Annotated in this window: 15 protein-coding genes; 5 read left to right on the forward strand and 10 right to left on the reverse strand. The window is 59.8% G+C overall.

Annotated features, from left to right (window positions below):
* Positions 1-386: 386 nt before the first annotated feature.
* The 5 genes from NH398_RS11530 to NH398_RS11550 form a co-directional block, all read right to left on the reverse strand.
* The gene (locus NH398_RS11530) at positions 387-683 is read right to left on the reverse strand and encodes a hypothetical protein (RefSeq protein WP_253018792.1); all 297 of its coding nucleotides are present in this window, start codon (positions 681-683) and stop codon (positions 387-389) included.
* Positions 684-1036: 353 nt separating this feature from the next.
* Positions 1037-2329, reverse strand: a complete 1293-nt coding sequence (gene phoR, locus NH398_RS11535) for a phosphate regulon sensor histidine kinase PhoR (RefSeq protein ID WP_159343597.1) — start codon at positions 2327-2329, stop codon at positions 1037-1039.
* Between the two features lie 2 nt (positions 2330-2331).
* The gene (phoB, locus tag NH398_RS11540) at positions 2332-3021 is read right to left on the reverse strand and encodes a phosphate regulon transcriptional regulator PhoB (protein ID WP_253018673.1); all 690 of its coding nucleotides are present in this window, start codon (positions 3019-3021) and stop codon (positions 2332-2334) included.
* Positions 3022-3132: 111 nt separating this feature from the next.
* Entirely contained in the window at positions 3133-4023 is an 891-nt protein-coding gene (gene ubiA, locus NH398_RS11545; RefSeq protein ID WP_253018793.1) for a 4-hydroxybenzoate octaprenyltransferase, read from the reverse strand.
* Positions 4024-4061: 38 nt separating this feature from the next.
* Complete coding sequence (locus NH398_RS11550; protein WP_253018675.1) at positions 4062-4634, reverse strand: chorismate lyase; 573 nt, start codon at positions 4632-4634, stop codon at positions 4062-4064.
* Positions 4635-4721: 87 nt separating this feature from the next.
* Here NH398_RS11550 and NH398_RS11555 point away from each other — a divergent pair, with 87 nt between their 5' ends.
* From NH398_RS11555 to NH398_RS11565, 3 genes are all read left to right on the forward strand, one after another.
* Complete coding sequence (locus NH398_RS11555) at positions 4722-5918, forward strand: FAD-dependent oxidoreductase (RefSeq protein WP_253018677.1); 1197 nt, start codon at positions 4722-4724, stop codon at positions 5916-5918.
* A 101-nt stretch (positions 5919-6019) separates the two neighbouring features.
* Positions 6020-6292, forward strand: coding sequence for an HU family DNA-binding protein (locus tag NH398_RS11560; protein ID WP_018918476.1), 273 nt, complete (start codon positions 6020-6022; stop codon positions 6290-6292).
* A complete protein-coding gene (locus NH398_RS11565) occupies positions 6292-6648 on the forward strand; it encodes a hypothetical protein (protein ID WP_253018679.1) in 357 nt (118 codons plus the stop codon). The genes NH398_RS11560 and NH398_RS11565 overlap by 1 nt, the downstream gene beginning before the upstream one ends.
* A 71-nt stretch (positions 6649-6719) precedes the next feature.
* Here NH398_RS11565 and NH398_RS11570 read toward each other — a convergent pair whose 3' ends face one another.
* Complete coding sequence (locus NH398_RS11570) at positions 6720-7943, reverse strand: MFS transporter (RefSeq protein ID WP_253018680.1); 1224 nt, start codon at positions 7941-7943, stop codon at positions 6720-6722.
* Between the two features lie 159 nt (positions 7944-8102).
* On the opposite strand from NH398_RS11570, the gene yccS reads away from it, so the two are divergent.
* Positions 8103-10310 carry a YccS family putative transporter gene (gene yccS / locus NH398_RS11575; protein ID WP_253018681.1) on the forward strand — a complete coding sequence of 736 codons (2208 nt, stop codon included), beginning with the start codon at positions 8103-8105 and terminating at the stop codon, positions 10308-10310.
* A gap of 27 nt (positions 10311-10337) precedes the next feature.
* Here the strand turns inward: yccS and recG are convergent, their stop codons facing one another.
* Positions 10338-12416, reverse strand: coding sequence for an ATP-dependent DNA helicase RecG (gene recG / locus NH398_RS11580; RefSeq protein ID WP_253018682.1), 2079 nt, complete (start codon positions 12414-12416; stop codon positions 10338-10340).
* Complete coding sequence (locus NH398_RS11585; RefSeq protein WP_159343604.1) at positions 12413-13342, reverse strand: hydrogen peroxide-inducible genes activator; 930 nt, start codon at positions 13340-13342, stop codon at positions 12413-12415. The genes recG and NH398_RS11585 overlap by 4 nt, the downstream gene beginning before the upstream one ends.
* A gap of 144 nt (positions 13343-13486) precedes the next feature.
* Here NH398_RS11585 and NH398_RS11590 point away from each other — a divergent pair, with 144 nt between their 5' ends.
* Positions 13487-14368 carry an SDR family oxidoreductase gene (locus NH398_RS11590; RefSeq protein WP_253018683.1) on the forward strand — a complete coding sequence of 294 codons (882 nt, stop codon included), beginning with the start codon at positions 13487-13489 and terminating at the stop codon, positions 14366-14368.
* Between the two features lie 97 nt (positions 14369-14465).
* Here the strand turns inward: NH398_RS11590 and NH398_RS11595 are convergent, their stop codons facing one another.
* Together NH398_RS11595 and NH398_RS11600 are read right to left on the reverse strand one after the other, a co-directional pair.
* A complete protein-coding gene (locus tag NH398_RS11595; RefSeq protein WP_159343606.1) occupies positions 14466-14855 on the reverse strand; it encodes a RidA family protein in 390 nt (129 codons plus the stop codon).
* A gap of 94 nt (positions 14856-14949) precedes the next feature.
* On the reverse strand, positions 14950-17082 hold the full coding sequence (locus NH398_RS11600) for a RelA/SpoT family protein (protein ID WP_159343607.1): 2133 nt from the start codon (positions 17080-17082) through the stop codon (positions 14950-14952).
* Between the last annotated feature and the right edge of the window lie 20 nt (positions 17083-17102).

The raw sequence follows: 17102 nt of genomic DNA on the forward strand, positions 1-17102 counted from the left end.
CAGCGTCAAAAATACCTCAAAAATATTGTGCAACAATGACACATGCGCCTTCTAAGTGACGCAAAATGACTCACTTTCCCAGAACGCCTCCACAGTCCTTTCATGCTGACGTGCCTCGTAGAGCACTTCGCGTATGTCGTAGGCACAAAAAATTAGACCCCGCAGGGCGGGGTCTTGATCACTCTTACTTGTGAACGATACCGACGTCTGGCTTCCTGTCCTTTTGCGGGATTCCAACCTTGGAGTTCACCCTAACCGGCGTATTGATCGTTGTATGATTCATTCCTTGAATCTTCGAGCATCCTTGCTGTGAGACATCCTTGCCTCTTAAATGCTCAACCTTAAGCGTAAGAGTTTTTTACAGCTTTGCAAATAAATGTTAAGAGTTACATGCCGCTATTTTCTTCCGGCAGCTCCTCGGTGCTGTCATACGTCGCATCCGAGTCGTCGCTCATGGAATTCGGCTCCATGTCGCTGGCATGATCGCCCTCGTCATGGGTTAAATCCTGGTTGTCATGATCAGATGACATGGCCGAGCCGCTGGATTGAGATTCAACCGGTTGCTCATCTGGAGAGATGTTATCGGCCGGGTCGGCAGGCTCTTGGGCAAAAGCCAGTGGGCTCGCTACCAAACCAAACGTTACACCTAAAATACCAGCTTTCTTGAGTAGTTCCTTGGACATCATATTCCGCCTCCTCGATCGCTGTGAAATACCGCTTTAAAAGGAAGAGTGACTTCGTGTCTTACCAGTTCCTGCGGTAATCTTCCTTACTCATAACGTTGCAGCCGATATGCCAACAATCCGCGCATCAAAAAAAAGACATTAAAATACAAATACTTATGAAAAATATCACCGTGCCAAAAGTAGGCTTAGCATGGAATCGAAAGCGAATACGGTGGCTACATATGGCACATGCGCGTTGTTTGACCATGCTTACATGCCAATATGGCACACTTATACATAGATTATGCAAACCAGAGAGAGGGCAGTAACGCGTAGGTGAGGAGAGAGGCGCAGGTGGCCCGATCGACGCGTTAGTCGTGGACTACCCGCGTAGCCGGGAACACGCAGCGGAACAGCGCTCCCTCACCGGGCAATGACTCCACTTGGAGCTGCGCGTCGTGGCGTAGTAGAACGTGTTTCACAATGGCAAGGCCCAGCCCAGTGCCGCCGGTGGCCGTACTGCGCCCCTTATCGACACGGTAGAAGCGCTCGGTGAGGCGCGGAATATGGACAGGATCGATCCCTTCACCGTCGTCGTCCACTTCGATGCAGGCACTGCCATTGGGCAGCGCCGCCCAGCGGAGGGTGATCTGGCTTCCCGCTGGCGTGTAGCGCACCGCGTTGAACGCCAAGTTGGAGATCGCACTGCGCAGCTCCTGCTCGCTGCCGACTAGGCGCGCTTCGCAATCGAGCACGACCTGCACGCTGTGTTGCTGGTGAGACAGCGCCAGCGCATCGCGGCGAATACTCTCTAGCATCGGCCCTACGGCAAGCGGCTGGTGATCTTCTCCCCCTCGGTCGATTTCGAGCCGAGAGAGTAGTAGCAGGTCGTTGACCAAGTTCTGCATGCGCTTGGTCTGCTCTTCCATCTGACCGATACCTTTGCCCAATCGAGGCGGCAATAGCTCTTTCAAATCGCCGTACGTTTCCAGGTAGCCCGAAAGGACGGTCAGTGGTGTGCGCAGCTCGTGAGACACGTTGGCCACGAAGTCGCGACGCATCTGTTCCAGGCGATGCAGGCGCGTAATGTCCCGGGCCATGACCAAGCGCTCGTCATCACCATAGAGCGTGATTTGATACTGTAAAATGCGTCGCTCGTCGATGGGCGAGGTGAGGGTCAGCGGCTCGCTGTATTCACGGGCATTAAAGTAGCTGATAAAACGCGGGTCGCGCAGCAAGTTGGTAATGTGCTGACCGCGGTCATGGGCCGTTTGCAGGCCGAGCATGTCGGTGGCGGCACTGTTCCACCACTCTAAATCTCCGTGGCGATCCAGCATCACGACGCTATCACGCATCGCCTCAGAGGACTCTTGAATACGCGCGAGGGTGGCTCGCAGGCGGCTTTGCGTTATGCGCTGGCTTTTTTGGTAACGATAAAGGCGGTCGAAGAGTTCGCCCCACATGCCAGTGGCCGCAGGTGGCTCATCGTGGGGGTTCAGCGTAAGCCATTTGAACAGGGCTCTAAGCTGACGAAGTTGATAGACTAAACAGAGCGTCAGACCTGCCGCCAAGCCGAAACCGGGGTAGCCCAGCAACCATCCCAGGCACATCCCTAGGAAAGCCAGCCAGATGATTCGCCACAGTTCACGGCTCCACAGGCGCACGATTACACCCGAGCAGAGAAACGATACCCAGTGCCCCGCACTGTTTGAATCAGATTCTGGTGCGCTTCACCCAGCGCTTTGCGCAACCGGCGAATATGCACGTCCACCGTGCGCTCTTCGACGTATACGTTGCCGCCCCACACCTGATCGAGTAACTGGCTACGGGTATAAGCACGCTCTTGGTGGGTCATGAAAAACTGCAGTAAGCGGTACTCGGTAGGGCCCATCTCCAGGGCCTTGCCGTACGCGCTCACACGATGGCTCACCGGATCTAACAGCAGGCCATTGATTTCGATGGGGTCTTCCACACCACGCGGGGTCGCTCGGCGCAGCACGGCTTTCAGGCGCGCCACCAATTCACGGGGCGAAAACGGCTTGGTGATGTAGTCATCCGCGCCCGCTTCCAGACCCTGAATCTTATTGTCCTCTTCGCCCTTGGCGGTCAGCATGATGATCGGCAGCTCGGCCGTGGCCTCTTCACGCTTGAGACGACGGGCCAACTCGATGCCGCTGGTGCCCGGCATCATCCAGTCCAGCAGCAGCAGGTCGGGCTGGTGATCGACCACCATCGCGTGAGCATCCTGGACGTTGTCCGCTTCAAGCACGCGATAGTCAGCCATTTCCAGCGCCACAGCGATCATCTCGCGAATGGGCGCCTCATCATCGACGATCAGTACGGTCTTGGCGGTCATTCCAGGGCCTCACGGTGTTCTAAGAAAGCTCATCTATGCGAAAACAGTTCAATGACATGTCTGTGACGATAACACCATGACTTAATGACAATTCTATGACACCCAGCATAATTAGCCAGTCACCGGCCACCCGCTAAGCGCGATGCCAGCAAAAACCAAAAGCCCGGACCAGTGATTGTTCAGAAACGCCTGGAAGCAGCGGTCACGTTCCCGATGAGCGATCAACCGCTGCTGGTGGGCAAAGGTAGCCGCCATGCCGATCAGGCCTAGCCAGAAGAAACCGCCTAGCCCAAGCCGTAGCCCCACCCAGGCCAGCAGCGCCAGGGTGGCCAGCTGCAGAAGACCGATGATGGCGCGATCGGCACGACCAAACAGCACCGCCGTGGATTTAATTCCGATCTGTAAGTCATCGTCGCGATCCACCATGGCGTACTGGGTGTCATACGCGACCGTCCAGAGCACGTTGGCACTGAACAGTATCCACGCGTCTAACGGCACCTCACCAAGTACGGCACCAAACGCCATCGGGATCGCCCAGGAGAACGCCGCCCCGAGCACCACCTGGGGAAAATGGGTGTAACGCTTCATGAACGGATAAATGGAGGCCAGCAGCACACCCCCAAGCGAAAGCAGCACGGTAAACCAGTTGGTCAGCAGTACTAAAATAAAGGCGGCGGCCACCAACGCCACAAACAGCAGTTGCGCTTCGGTTTCGCTAATCCGCCCCGTTGCTAAAGGCCTCTGCTTGGTGCGCTTAACATGACCATCAAAGTGGCGGTCGGCGTAGTCGTTCACCACGCAGCCTGCGGCGCGCATCACATATACCCCAGCGATAAAAATCAGCAGCACATCGCGGCCCGGCACGCCCTCGGAGGCGACCCACAGCGCCCATAGCGTTGGCCACATCAACAGCCAGGTGCCGATGGGTCGGTCCAAACGCATTAGCTGTAAGAAATCGGTCAAGCGGGCCCACCCGGTCGGGCGCAACAGAGAACGGTCCATGCTCATGCTTACCTCGTCGAAAAAGTCGCTGCGTTAGCCTAGCGCGACGGCAGGCCCAGTGCATCTGCCATGGTGGATAAAAAATACTCTTGCACGAGTAGCGATAGCCCACCGTGCTCAAAGACCGAGCGCCGCCCCCATAAACTCTGGGCCGCCAGCCCCGGCTGCGAGCGGATAAAGCGCGGCCGCGTCGCCGTCGCTTCTAGCGGGCCGCGCACCAAGTCGGGCTGCTGAAACAACCAGCTGCCTAGCGAGCGCTCACCCAACTTGCCCAGCCCTTTGCCCTGTAGCTGGTGAAGCGGGGCCACCGAACGCGCCACGACCCACGGCGTTTCATCGATACACAGCGCCACCTCGCGCAGCCACGCGTAACGGCGAGGCGCGATGCCAAGCGCCAGGGCTTCATCGCGCTGGGGCAAGCCGATGGTTTGGCGCAGCAAGCGCACCCGAAAAGCGCCCGGCTCACCGGCAGCCATCAGGCGAGCGGTCAATGAATCGGTGGAGGCGACCCACTGCCACCAAACCGTGCTCATGGCTGGCTGAGCGGCGGCTACCGGCAACCACTGAGGAAAGAGCGAAAAAGCAGAAGCGGATAACTCGGGGGCGGTCACCAAAGCCTCCAGGGCAGTCAATTCAGAGCGGGCTAGTGTAACATGGTGCCTTGACTGGCTTTTGTTCCACCGACGTTTGGGGACGGTATGCCCAACTCACACACGACCTATTCCACGCCATCTCACCACTCAGCTGCGCTGGTGATCGTGGGAACCGGTATGGCTGGCGTGGGGCTAGCGCGCGCCCTACGACGCCAGGGAGATACACGTACCATCACCCTGGTCAGCGCTGACAGCGGTGATGACTACAGCAAGCCGCTGCTCTCCACCGGCTTTGCCAAACGCTTGAGCCCCGACAAGCTCGCCCAGCGTGACGCGACGGCGCTGGCCGACGAGCTCGATGCCCAGGTCATTACCCACACCCAAGTCACGCATCTGGATGTGGATAACCAAACGCTGCAGCTGAGCAGCGGCGACACGCTGCGTTACGATAACGTGGTGCTCGCGACCGGCGCGGCCCCCCGCAGGCCGTTCAGCGTGCCCAGCACACTGGCGGAGCGCTGCTTCACCGTCAACGATTTGGACGACTACCGACGCCTGCACGCAGAGCTCGTCCAGCCAAGCCGAGTGGCCATCATCGGAGCCGGGCTCGTCGGCTGCGAATTTGCCAACGACCTGCACGCGGGCGGGCACCTAGTCACCGTGATCGCGCCGGAGAGCGCCCCACTGCCGCGACTGCTACCCGAACCGCTGGGCCATGCGCTGGCCGACGCGTTTCACACCGCTGGCATTCGCCTCGCATTGGGGCGCAGCCTAGACACGCTTTCCCAAGATGCCGATAACGCCCTAGCGCTGCAACTGGATAACGGCGAGCGGCACACGGTGGACCTCGTCCTGTTCGCCACCGGCCTGGTGCCGCGCACGGCGCTAGCAGAGGCCGCTGGCCTCAACGTGAGCGCCACCGGCATCCACGTCGACCGCCAGCTACGCACCCACTCGCCTAACGTGTACGCCCTGGGCGATGCGGCCTGTATCGACGGTGTGAATGCCATGTACGTCCAACCGCTGCAAGCCAGCATCAAAGCGCTGGCGGCGACTCTGACCGGCACACCCACCTCGGTCAGTTTTGGCGCTTGGCCGGTGGTGGTGAAAACCCCACTGCTGCCCGTGGTGGCCTACCCACCCGTGCAGCCTCCCGAGCGCTGGCGAATCGAAGGCGATGGCGACGACTTGACGGCACTGGCGGAAGATAAAGACGGACGTTTGATTGGTTTTGCGTTGACAGGCGGCTGCGTGAGAAGGAAAGTGGAGCTTTCCAGAGCGGCCCCCGCCCTGCTAGGCTGATTTTCGCCGCGTTCGCGACTAGGCTAAAGAAGCTCCGCCTGCTGGGGTGAGCTGAGCTACCAACAACATTGATATCTGTTTTTCACAAGGGAGATTCCTTTATGCGCAAACCTGAACTCGCTGCCGCCATCGCTGAAAGTGCTGACCTGTCCAAGGACAAAGCGGGCCAAGTGCTCAACGTCATTTTGGACGAAATCACCAACAGCGTCGCCAAAGGCGAAGATGTTGCCCTGATCGGTTTTGGCACGTTTACCGTTCGCGAGCGTGCTGCTCGTACCGGCAAAAACCCGCAAACCGGCGCGCCGCTGCAGATTCCGGCCAGCAAGAACGTGGCATTCAAGCCAGGCAAAGCGCTCAAGGACGCCGTTTCCTAATGAAGCTTTCGCTGACGCTGTGGCTGCTGGGCTTTATGCTCAAGCGAGCCCTGCGCCGCAAGCCGCGCTTTCGTGAGCAGCTTGAACGCATGCGCGGCCTCGACTGGGGTGTGGCCACGGAAGACCTGAGTATTGCCCGCTACTACCGGATGACGCCGAACGGTATCAGTACCGGAAAAGGGCTGCCCGTCGATCTAGACATTGAGCTACGTTTTCGCGACCAAGACGCCGCGCTGCGCATTCTCAAGAAGCCTACCCAGCAGGCGTTCCTAGACGGCATGGTAGCGGGAGACGTCCGCCTCGTCGGCGACTCCTCCGATATGAACAAGCTGCAAAAGCTGCTGAAGTATTTGTAGGCTCGCCCACGTAGCCTAAAGCAACACTCGAACCCCGCCGCTGTCATGCTGCGGGTTTTTTTTGTGCAAATTTATGTCGCTGCCCTGTGAAGCGCCGATGACGACACCGAGCGATCAAAGAGCAGTAACCACACCACTACTGCCAAGGCAGCCACGCCTGCTAGGGCTAAAAAGGCGGCTTCATAGCTTAGCCAGCTGGCAATCACACCGGCGTAACTCGCGCTGAGTGCTGCACCTATGCCCTGAATGGTCATGACAGCCCCCAGCCCCATATTGACCCGCCCGGTGCCACGCAGTATCTGTGCCACAATGCCCGGTGTGGCAACGCCCAGTAATCCCGCTCCGATGCCATCCAGCATCTGTACGGGAATCACCGTCCATAGCCCTGGCACGGTAGCGGCGATCACACCGCGAATCGGCAGCACTACCAGGGCAATTAAAAACAGCAGCCAGTAGCCATTTTTATGGGAGTACCACGCCGCTAATAGCGCCATGGGAATCATCGTCATCTGAGCAATCACTACCGTACCCGCCGTGTAAACCGCCGGGTTCATCACCTCGTTTGCTGCCACGCGCTGGCCGAGTAGGGGCAGCATGGCGGCGTTACCCAAGTGGAATAGCAGCAGCGTGGCGCCCACTACCAGTAGCATGGGGTGGCGGCGAAACACATTCATGATGCTTTCACTTTGATGACTGGTTTTATCCAGGCCCCGAGCCTCGTCGTAATCAATTTCTTCAGGGCGAATCATCAGCACGAGCACGACCGTCACCATGGCCATTAGCGCCATCAGGTAGAACACCGCCTCTACCCCATACACATAGCCTGCCAAGGCCGCCAGTACGGCAGCGGTGGCATTACCGGCGTGGTTATAGGCTTGGTTTTGGCCCAACTGGTGGGCAAGCCCAGACTGCCCCACCAAGCCAAGCGTCAGGCTGAGGATGGCAGGGCCAATGGCCGCTGCGGCAATCCCGGTGGCAATTTGTGAAAAGGCGATGAACCACGTTTGCGGCCACAGCAGCAGCACTAGGTTGACGACCGCCACCAGCAAGGCACAGACAATTACCAGTAAACGTTTAAACCGTGTCGCATCTGCTAACATCCCAGCAGGCGTGGTGGCCAACAGGCTGGCGAGCCCGGCGACGGTCATCACGAACCCGATTTCATCGGGTGCCCAGCCCAAGCCCACTAAATAGATACCTAAAAACGGGCCTAAACCGTCGCGAACGTCCGCCAGTGAGAAGTTCAGCATCGACAGCGTACGGGTTGAACGGAGCGAGGCGGCACGTGGGCTCATGGCGCTATCCTATTGTGTGCAGGGAGAGTTTTCCTTATAACAGATTTTTACAAACATCGTACAAGACGGCGTTTAACGTCTCATAGGCGAGTACCGTAGCCACGTGACGCCACACTATTTATACTAAAGTCTAACAATAGCAAACTCACAAGAGCCTCTATGCCCCTCTCCCTTTCCCTGCGCCGCCTTTGGACATTGGACAAGTTCGCCTACAGCCTGCGGGTGTTTATCGCCTTCAGCGGGGCGCTGCTGTTTAGCGGGCTGGCGGGGGATGTGGCGCTGGTCATTCCGCTGTTTCTGGGCATTATTGCCAGCGCCTTATCAGAAACCGACGACAGCTGGCAGGGGCGTTTACAGGCCTTAGCCGTCACGCTGCTCTGCTTTGCCTCGGCGTCGTTTGTGGTGCAGTGGCTGTTTCCGTGGCCGTGGCTGTTTGCGGTGGGTTTGGCGGTCTCGACGTTTACGCTGATTATGCTGGGGGCGATTGGCCAGCGTTACGCGACGATTGCCTCCGGCACGCTGATTCTTTCGATCTACTCCATGATCAATATTGAACAGCACGGCGGTGTGGATGAGGACGTCGCCTCCCGCCAGCTGCTACTGTTGGCCGGTGCCGCCTGGTACGGAGCGATTTCGGTGGTGTGGTGCGCGCTGTTCTCCCGCCAGCCGGTGAAACAGAGCATGGCGCGGGTGTATAAAGCTCTGGGCGAGTTTTTGATTTTAAAATCGGCGCTGTTCGAGCCGGTACGGGGCGTCGATGTAGAGGCCCGCCGCGTGGCGCTCGCCCGCCAGAACGGCAAGGTGGTGGATGCGCTCAATCAGGCAAAAGAGATGATCTTTCGCCGCCTAGAAGGCCAGCGCGGCAGCCGTAAGCTCAACCGTTATCTGCAGATTTACTTTATCGCTCAAGATATCCATGAGCGGGCTAGCTCCACCCACTACCCCTACAGCGCGCTTACTGAAGCCTTTTTCCACCATGACGTGCTATTTCGCTGCCAGCGGCTGCTGGACCAGCAGGGCCGTGCCTGCCGCCAGCTAGCCAAGTCGCTGCTGCTCAACCGTCCTTTCAGTCACGAGCAGAGCGAGCAGGCGCTGGCCGACCTACGCGCTTCGATTGATAACCTCAGCGAGCGCGGCAAGCCGGAGTGGCGGCCTCTCATGCGCCCATTGAATGCGTTAGCAGACAACCTCACCACGCTCGAGGCGCAGATTGCCAGCGCCCACAACCCGGACACCGGCAGCGAGCGTCGGGACAGCGCGCTTTATGACCGCTCGCCTTCGAGCCTGCTGGAAGCCTGGAAACGGGTGCGGCTGAACTTCACGCTGGGCTCGCCCACCTTTCGCCACGCGGTGCGTTTGACCACCGCGCTGGTGGTGGGCTACGGGCTGTTACAGTGGATCGACCCGCAGCAGGGCTTTTGGATTTTGCTCACCACGCTGTTTGTGTGCCGCCCTAACTTCGCCACCACCCGGCGCTTTCTCTCCCAGCGGATTCTGGGCACGGTGCTTGGGCTGATTGCAGGCTGGGCGTCTATCAGCCTGTTCCCCCAGCCACTCATCCAGAGCATGATTGCAGTGGCGGCAGGCGTGTCGTTCTTTGCCAACCGGGAAAAGCACTACGTGATCGCTACCGCGTCGATCACCCTGCTGGTACTGTGCAGCTTTAACCAAGTAGGCGATGGCTTCGACCTGATCTGGCCGCGGCTATTCGATACGTTAATTGGCTCGCTGATTGCGGGGCTGGCGGTGTTCTTCATTCTGCCGGACTGGCAAGGCCGCCGCCTGTACCGGGAAGCGGCCAAGGTGCTGACCAATCACCGCCGCTATTTGGACGAGATCGTTCACCAGTATGAAGAGGGCAAGCAGGATGATCTGGCCTACCGCTTAGCACGGCGTAACGCCCATAACGCGGATGCGGCGCTCTCGACGCTGCTCACCAACATGCTCCATGAGCCGGGGCACTACCGGAAGCAGGATGCCGATAACGGGCTGCGCTTTTTGGTGCTCTCCAACACGCTGTTGAGCCACCTCTCCGCGCTGGGGGCCCACCGCCATCGGCTGGCAGACGATGAGGACGATGCCGCCTTCGTGCCTCAGGCCAAGCGGATCAGCGCCCTGTTAGAGCAATTGGCCGAACAGTTGGATAAACGCCTGCCTGTGGAGCCGCTGAGCGAGCCTGCCAACGAGCTGCTGAGTCAGTTAGAGGAGCAAAGCGGCGCAGCGGAAGAGAACGCCGTCACGCTCTATCGGCCCATCCAAAGCCAGCTGCGCCTGATTGCCAGTCAGCTTGGCCCGCTAAGCGACGCCGCCAACCGCTTGACAAGCCCAAGCGCCGAAAAGCTCCACGAACCTAACGCAGCGGCTTAGCACCGCGCGCATACCCACGCCCTGCCGCTACACCTGCCCGTAGCGGCCTGCCGCTTCACCCAGCCAGCGGCGCACCAACACGGCCGTCACCTCGGCGTTGCCCTGCAACGCCTGGGCCAGGGCGGTCACCCGCTCTAGCTGGTCGGCATCACGCTCTAAATCCGCGATCTTCATTTGGGCAAGGCCGGTTTGGCGCGTGCCCAGCACTTCGCCAGGGCCTCGAATCTCCAGGTCTTTTTCGGCAATGCGGAAGCCATCGGTGGTTTCCCGCATCACGCCGAGCCGTTCCCGGGAGCTTTTGGAGAGCGGCGGATGGTAAAGCAGCACGCAGAAGCTTTCGGTGCTGCCGCGCCCTACCCGACCGCGCAGCTGGTGAAGCTGGGAAAGCCCCAAGCGCTCCGGGTTTTCGATGATCATCAGGCTGGCGTTGGGCACATCTACGCCCACCTCGATCACCGTGGTGGCCACCAGGAGATCCAGCTCGCCGGTCTTGAAGGCATCCATCACTTCGGCCTTTTCCGCGGCTTTCATGCGCCCATGAATCAGCCCAATGGCCAGTTCCGGTAGCGCCTGGGTCAGCTCGTCGCGCGTCACCTCGGCGGCCTGACACTGCAGCGCCTCAGACTCCTCGATCAGCGTGCACACCCAATACGCTTGGCGGCCGTCGCTGCAGGCATTACGAATCCGCTCGACCACTTCCGGGCGGCGCTCGTCAGAGACCACCACGGTTTTCACCGGTGTGCGCCCTGGCGGCAGTTCATCAATCACCGACACATCCAGATCCGCGTAGGCGCTCATGGCCAGCGTGCGGGGAATCGGCGTGGCGGTCATGATCAGCTGATGGGGGGTTAACCCACCCGCTTCGCCCTTTTCCCGCAGGGCAAGGCGCTGGTGAACCCCAAAGCGGTGCTGCTCATCGATAATCGCCAGCCCCAGGCACTGGAAGTGCACGTCGTCTTGAAACAGCGCGTGGGTACCTACCACCATACGCGCCCGCCCATCGGCAATGGCGGCTTTGGCATCCAGCCTGGCTTTGCCCTTCAGCTTGCCTGCCAACCACGCGACTTCGATGCCCAGCGGCTCGAACCAGGCCTTAAATGCGCGGTAGTGCTGCTCAGCGAGGATTTCCGTCGGTGCCATCATCGCCGCTTGGCAATTGCCCGCCAGCGCCGAGAGTGCCGCCATGGCGGCCACCACGGTTTTGCCAGAGCCCACATCCCCCTGCACCAGCCGCAGCATGGGCGCGGGGCGGGCCAGGTCGAGGGCGATCTCTTCCAGCACCCGGCGCTGGGCGCCGGTGAGCGCAAACGGCAGTTGCGCTAAGAAGCGCGTTTGCAGGCTGCGCCCAGAGGGCAGCTCTGGCGCGCCGTCAGCTTGAATACGCAAGCGCACTTCTCGCAGGCTAAGCTGATGGGCCAACAGCTCTTCCAAGGCGAGTCGCCGCGTAGCGGGGTGAAGGCCGTGGGCAAGCTGCTCTAAATCCACATCCGGCGGCGGCTGGTGCAGTAACTGCAAGCTGGCGTGTAGCCCCGGCAGCTGGAAGCGCTGGCGCAGCGCATCGGGAATCACATCGGGCAGCGTTTCGGGCGCTTGCTCCAGCAGGCGCAGCGCCTGCTGGGTCAGCGCTCGCAGACGGGTTTGGTGAAGCCCCTCGGTAGTCGGGTAAATAGGCGTGTAGTACTCCTCGACCGGCGTTTCGCTACCGCCGCTAAGCCGATACTCTGGGTGATAGATCTCTAGCCCCGTGGCGCCTGCCCGCGCTTCGCCAAACGCCCGAACGGTCACGCCGGGGCGAAGCTGCTGCTGTTGAGCGGGCGAGAAGTGGAAAAAGCGCAGGCTCAAGATGCCGCTACCATCGCGCAGACGAATCAGCAGGCTGCGCCGACGGCCTTTAACGATATCGCTGGCCGTCACTTCCCCCTCGACCACGGCTTCATGCCCTGCCCGCAGCAGGCCAATGGGGGTGAGCCGCGTACGGTCTTGGTAACGCAGCGGCAGGTGAAACAGCAGGTCACTGACACGCTCGACCCCCAGCCGGGCCAGCTTGATGGCCAGCGCTTCGCCTACGCCCTTCAGCGCCGTCACCGGTGCGGACAGCTCACTCATGAGGCGCGATTCACCTTATGCACCGGCTGCTGGCACTGGCTGATCGCTTTGGCCAACGCATCGATGGCCTTGGGACGCGGAAAACTGGCTCGCCAAGCAATGGCCACCGTGCGTGAAGGTGCCGGCTCGACGAACGGGCGGCTGACCAGCATGGCGTTCTCGTACTGGTCGGTGCCGAGCGCCGATTGCGGCAACACGGTGATTCCCAGCTTGGAGGCCACCATGTGGCGAATCGTCTCGAGCGAGCCGCCTTCGGCAATCAGCGTGTTGTTGGGGCTGTTGAGCTTCTGGGTAATCGCCGGGCAGGCTTCCAAAATTTGATCGCGGAAGCAGTGGCCTTCACCCAGCAGCAGCAGCCGCTCTTCCAATAGATCTTCTTTATGAATCGCCTCCCGCGCCACCCATGGATGGCTGGCGGGCATCAACACCTCGAAATGTTCGTCGTAGATCGGTTTGGTGACCACATCGGTTTCGGTAAACGGTAGCGCGACGATGATCACGTCCAGCTCGCCGCTGCGCAGCTTGGCCCGCAGCGTACCGGTCATGCCCTCTTCGATGTAGAGCGGCATTTGCGGCGCAGCACTCGCCAGTGCCGGTACCAAGTGGGGGAACAGATAAGGCCCAATGGTGTAAATCGCGCCAATGCGCAGCGGGTTGGCGAGCTGGTCTTTGCCAGCGCTGGCCAGCTCGTAGATCAGCCCACTCTGCTCCAACACGCGCTGCGCCTGAGCGACGATTTTTTCACCCAAGGGGGTGACTTGCACGGTGGATTTGGAGCGTTCGAACAGCGGGATCTCCAGCTCGTCTTCGAGCTTTTTCACGGCGACCGAGAGCGTCGGTTGGGAAACATGGCAGCGCTCGGCGGCGCGGCCAAAGTGACGCTCTTGGGCAAGGGTTACGATGTAGCGAAGTTCTGTTAAAGTCATAGCGGTGCCAGTGGCATCCTCTCGTTGCAGCTCGAGTCATCGTGTTAGCGAGACGGAAAAGGACAGACAAGCCCTATTGAAGATGGCACATCTCATAGGGACTTTGTATCTGATAGGGAATATTTATCAAGAGGGGTGAGCAAGGTGAAGCTAACGGTACTGATTATCGGCTGTGGAGACATCGGCGTCACGCTTGGACAAGAGCTGCTGGACGAGGGGCATCGGGTGATTGGTGTGCGCCGCCAAGCCAAGGCGTTGGAGTCTACCGGCATCGAGCCATTAGCCCTCGATCTCAACAGCCTGGACGGGGCCGATGCCAGCGCCCTACCCCAAGCCGACTACGTGATTTACACCGTCAGCGCAGACCGCTTTGAAGAGAGTGCTTACCAAAGCGCCTATCCAGACGGTCTCAAGCGTGTGCTCAGCGTTCTGGAACAGCACGACACGCCGCCGCGGCGCATCTTCTTCGTCTCCTCTACGAGTGTCTATGGCCAGCAAGAGGGCGAAGTCGTCAACGAAGAGAGCCCCACGGAATCCACCAGCTTCTCCGGCAACCTGATGTGCGAAGCCGAACAGGCACTGATGAATCATCCGCTCCCCGGCACCGTCGTGCGTTTCTCTGGCATCTATGGCCCGGGGCGTGATCGTTTGATTCACCAAGTGGCCGAGGGCCGCATTGCTGCGGTGACGCCCGTGATCTACTCCAACCGCATTCACCGCGACGACTGCACCGGCATTCTGGCGCACCTGATTCGCTGCCAGGAGAGCGGCTCACCGCTGGCCGACCTCTACCTGGGCAGCGACTGCGAGCCGGTCACCATGCATAACGTGATGGCATGGCTGGCCAAGCAATTGAAGGTGGAGTCGACCGATACCATGCAGTCGCCGCTGCGCCGTCGCGCCAGCAAGCGTTGTGACAACCGCCGCATTCTCGAAACCGGCTATCAATTCCGCTACCCCACCTATAAAGAGGGGTACGCCCAGGTATTGAAAGAGGGTGGATTTCTAGAGCTGCAAAAAGCCTAGTTACCCTAGCGCTATCCAAACGCAAAGAGCGAGCTGATCACAGCTCGCTCTTCTTTTATGCAGCGATTCAACGCCGCGCCTAGCGTAAGCGTGGCGATTAGTCGCCAATCACCATCACGGCTTCGGCTTCTACCTGGCTGCCTTTGGGCAGCGCTTTAACACCCACTGCCGCGCGAGCGGGGAACGGCATGGCAAAGAACTCTTCCATCACCTTGTTCACGATCGCAAAGTTGTCCAGATCGACTAGGTAGAGGTTGAGTTTGACGATATCGCCCAACGAGCCTGCGGCTTCTTCACACACGGCTTGCAGGTTGGTGAACACCTGACGCGCCTGAGCTTCGAAATCGTCGGAGACGATCTCCATGGTGTCCGGGTCGAGCGGAATCTGGCCCGACAGGTAAACCGTGTTGCCGGCTTTGATGGCCTGGGAGTACGGGCCGATGGCGGCAGGGGCTTTTTCTGTGTTGATAACCGCTTTATTGCTCATAGGGTGTCATGCTCCTGTAGGAATGAAACGTTGATTATTATCGCCATGGCCTACGCAGGCTGGCGTGCATCGCCAGCGGTAGGCACAGGGGCGTTTAGTTAGCGGTGCGGGTAATCTTGCCAACGTTGGGCAGGTTGCGGATGCGTTTGATGATACGCGCGAGGTGAACACGCCCTTTGACTGCCAGCGTGAGATTGACGGTGGACAGGCGCGCATCGCGCTCTTCGATCCCAATGCGCTCGATGTTGGCATCGGCATCGGTCACCAGTCCCGCCAGCTCGGCTACGAGGCCGCGACGGCTTTCGATCTCAATACGCAGCGCCACCGGGAAGTCTTCGTCGATATGCTCGGACCACTCCAGAGCAAACAGCTTTTCGGGGTCGTTTTTGCGCTCGGCGAGGTTTTTGCACTCGCTACGGTGTACCACCAGCCCTTTACCGACCGACAGATGTCCTACCACCGGGTCGCCGGGCAAGGGGTGACAGCAGCGAGCGAAGTTGATCACCATCCCTTCACTACCGCTGATGACCACGGCCTTGTCGCCGTTGTCGGAAAGCGTCTTATCAAAGCTGTCGCCATGGGCGACATCCACCAAACGGCGCGCCACTACGTGCGCCATGCGATTGCCTAACCCCAGCGACTCGAGCAAAGCGTCTAGCGACGCTACATCCAACTCTTTGAACGCCTGCTCGAAGATGCTCTCGTCCAGCTCTTCCAGACTCGTTTCGAAGGGCGCCAGGGCTTTATTGAGCAGCCGCCGCCCGAGCATCACCGCTTCCGCCTGCTGCTGATGCTTCAGCGCATGGCGAATGGCAGAGCGCGCCTTGGCGGTGGTCACGAAGTTCAGCCACGCCAAGTTGGGCCGCGCGCCGGGGGCAGTGATGATCTCCAGCGTTTGACCGCTTTCTAAGCGCGTCGAGAGTGGCGCAAGGTGGCGGTCGATTCGGCAGGCAATGCAGTTATTGCCGATATCGGTATGCACGCTGTAAGCGAAATCGATCACCGTGGCGCCCTGGGGCAGCTCCATGATGTCGCCCTTAGGCGTAAACACGTAGATATCGTCGGGGAAAAGATCGTTCTTGACGTGTTCGATGAACTCCAGCGAATCCCCGGCGTGGCGCTGCATCTCCAACAGGCCCTTCACCCAAGCGCGGGCGCGGGCGTGGCTGCCTTCGGCAATCGGATGCGCCGTCTGCCCGGCTTTGTAGAGCCAGTGGGCGGCAATGCCGTTGTTGGCCATAGCTTCCATCTCACGGGTGCGGATTTGCACCTCGATGGGCATGCCTCGCTGACCAAACAGCGTGGTGTGCAGGCTTTGATAGCCGTTCGCTTTGGGGATCGCGATGTAGTCTTTGAAACGCCCCGGCACCGGCTTATAGAGATTGTGCACCACGCCGAGAATGCGATAACAGCTCGCCACGTCTTCGGTGATGATCCGAAAACCGAAGACATCCATGATTTCGATGAAGGGCTTACGCTGGTCGCGCATCTTCTTGTAGATGGAGAGCAGGTGCTTCTGGCGACCAATCACCGTGCCTTTCAGTCCTTCGTCGTCGAGGCTCTGCTGCAGCGATGACTGAATTTCCCGCATGGCGCCACGGCGGTTGCCCCGCGCACTGGCCACGGCGCGCTTGATGCGCTCGGCCCGCATGGGGTGAATCGCTTGAAACGAGAGGTCTTCCAGCTCGACGCGGATGGTGTTGATCCCCAGCCGCCCGGCAATGCGCGCATAGATTTCCAGGGTTTCCCGAGCAATGCGGCGTTTTTTATCCGGCCGCAGCGCCCCTAAGGTGCGCATGTTGTGCAACCGGTCGGCGAGCTTGACGATGATGACGCGGATATCCCGCGACATCGCCAGCACCATCTTCTGAAAGTTCTCCGCCTGGGCGACGGCTTTATCTTCAAAAGTGATCTGGGTCAGTTTGGAGACGCCATCCACCAGCTCGGCGACGGGCTTGCCGAACTGCGCCGCCAGGGCCTTTTTGGAGACGCCGGTATCCTCGATCACATCGTGCAGCATGGCGGCCATCAGGCTCTGATGGTCCATGTGCATGTTGGCGAGAATATTGGCGACCGCGAGCGGATGCGTGACGTAGGGCTCGCCAGAGCGGCGGCGCTGGCCGTCGTGGGCCTGCTCTGCGTAGTAGAAGGCGCGCTTGACCTGCTGGATCTCGTCCGGGGGTAAGTAGCCGCCGAGTCGGTCGGCCAGGTCATCAATGGTGAACATGTACCGCGCCCCTAATCGGT

The organism is Halomonas sp. CnH100-B, assembly GCF_024124605.1.
Taxonomy (GTDB): domain Bacteria; phylum Pseudomonadota; class Gammaproteobacteria; order Pseudomonadales; family Halomonadaceae; genus Vreelandella.

Excerpts from the sequence above, each read along its gene's own strand:
- NH398_RS11555 (WP_253018677.1), top strand. The coding sequence starts at position 4,722 with ATGCCCAACTCACACACGACCTATTCCACGCCATCTCACCACTCAGCT.
- NH398_RS11530 (WP_253018792.1), bottom strand. The coding sequence starts at position 683 with ATGTCCAAGGAACTACTCAAGAAAGCTGGTATTTTAGGTGTAACGTTT.
- recG (WP_253018682.1), bottom strand. The coding sequence starts at position 12,416 with ATGAGTGAGCTGTCCGCACCGGTGACGGCGCTGAAGGGCGTAGGCGAA.
- NH398_RS11570 (WP_253018680.1), bottom strand. The coding sequence starts at position 7,943 with ATGAGCCCACGTGCCGCCTCGCTCCGTTCAACCCGTACGCTGTCGATG.
- NH398_RS11595 (WP_159343606.1), bottom strand. The coding sequence starts at position 14,855 with ATGAGCAATAAAGCGGTTATCAACACAGAAAAAGCCCCTGCCGCCATC.
- NH398_RS11585 (WP_159343604.1), bottom strand. The coding sequence starts at position 13,342 with ATGACTTTAACAGAACTTCGCTACATCGTAACCCTTGCCCAAGAGCGT.
- ubiA (WP_253018793.1), bottom strand. The coding sequence starts at position 4,023 with ATGGACCGTTCTCTGTTGCGCCCGACCGGGTGGGCCCGCTTGACCGAT.
- yccS (WP_253018681.1), top strand. The coding sequence starts at position 8,103 with ATGCCCCTCTCCCTTTCCCTGCGCCGCCTTTGGACATTGGACAAGTTC.
- NH398_RS11600 (WP_159343607.1), bottom strand. The coding sequence starts at position 17,082 with ATGTTCACCATTGATGACCTGGCCGACCGACTCGGCGGCTACTTACCC.
- NH398_RS11565 (WP_253018679.1), top strand. The coding sequence starts at position 6,292 with ATGAAGCTTTCGCTGACGCTGTGGCTGCTGGGCTTTATGCTCAAGCGA.
- NH398_RS11560 (WP_018918476.1), top strand. The coding sequence starts at position 6,020 with ATGCGCAAACCTGAACTCGCTGCCGCCATCGCTGAAAGTGCTGACCTG.
- phoB (WP_253018673.1), bottom strand. The coding sequence starts at position 3,021 with ATGACCGCCAAGACCGTACTGATCGTCGATGATGAGGCGCCCATTCGC.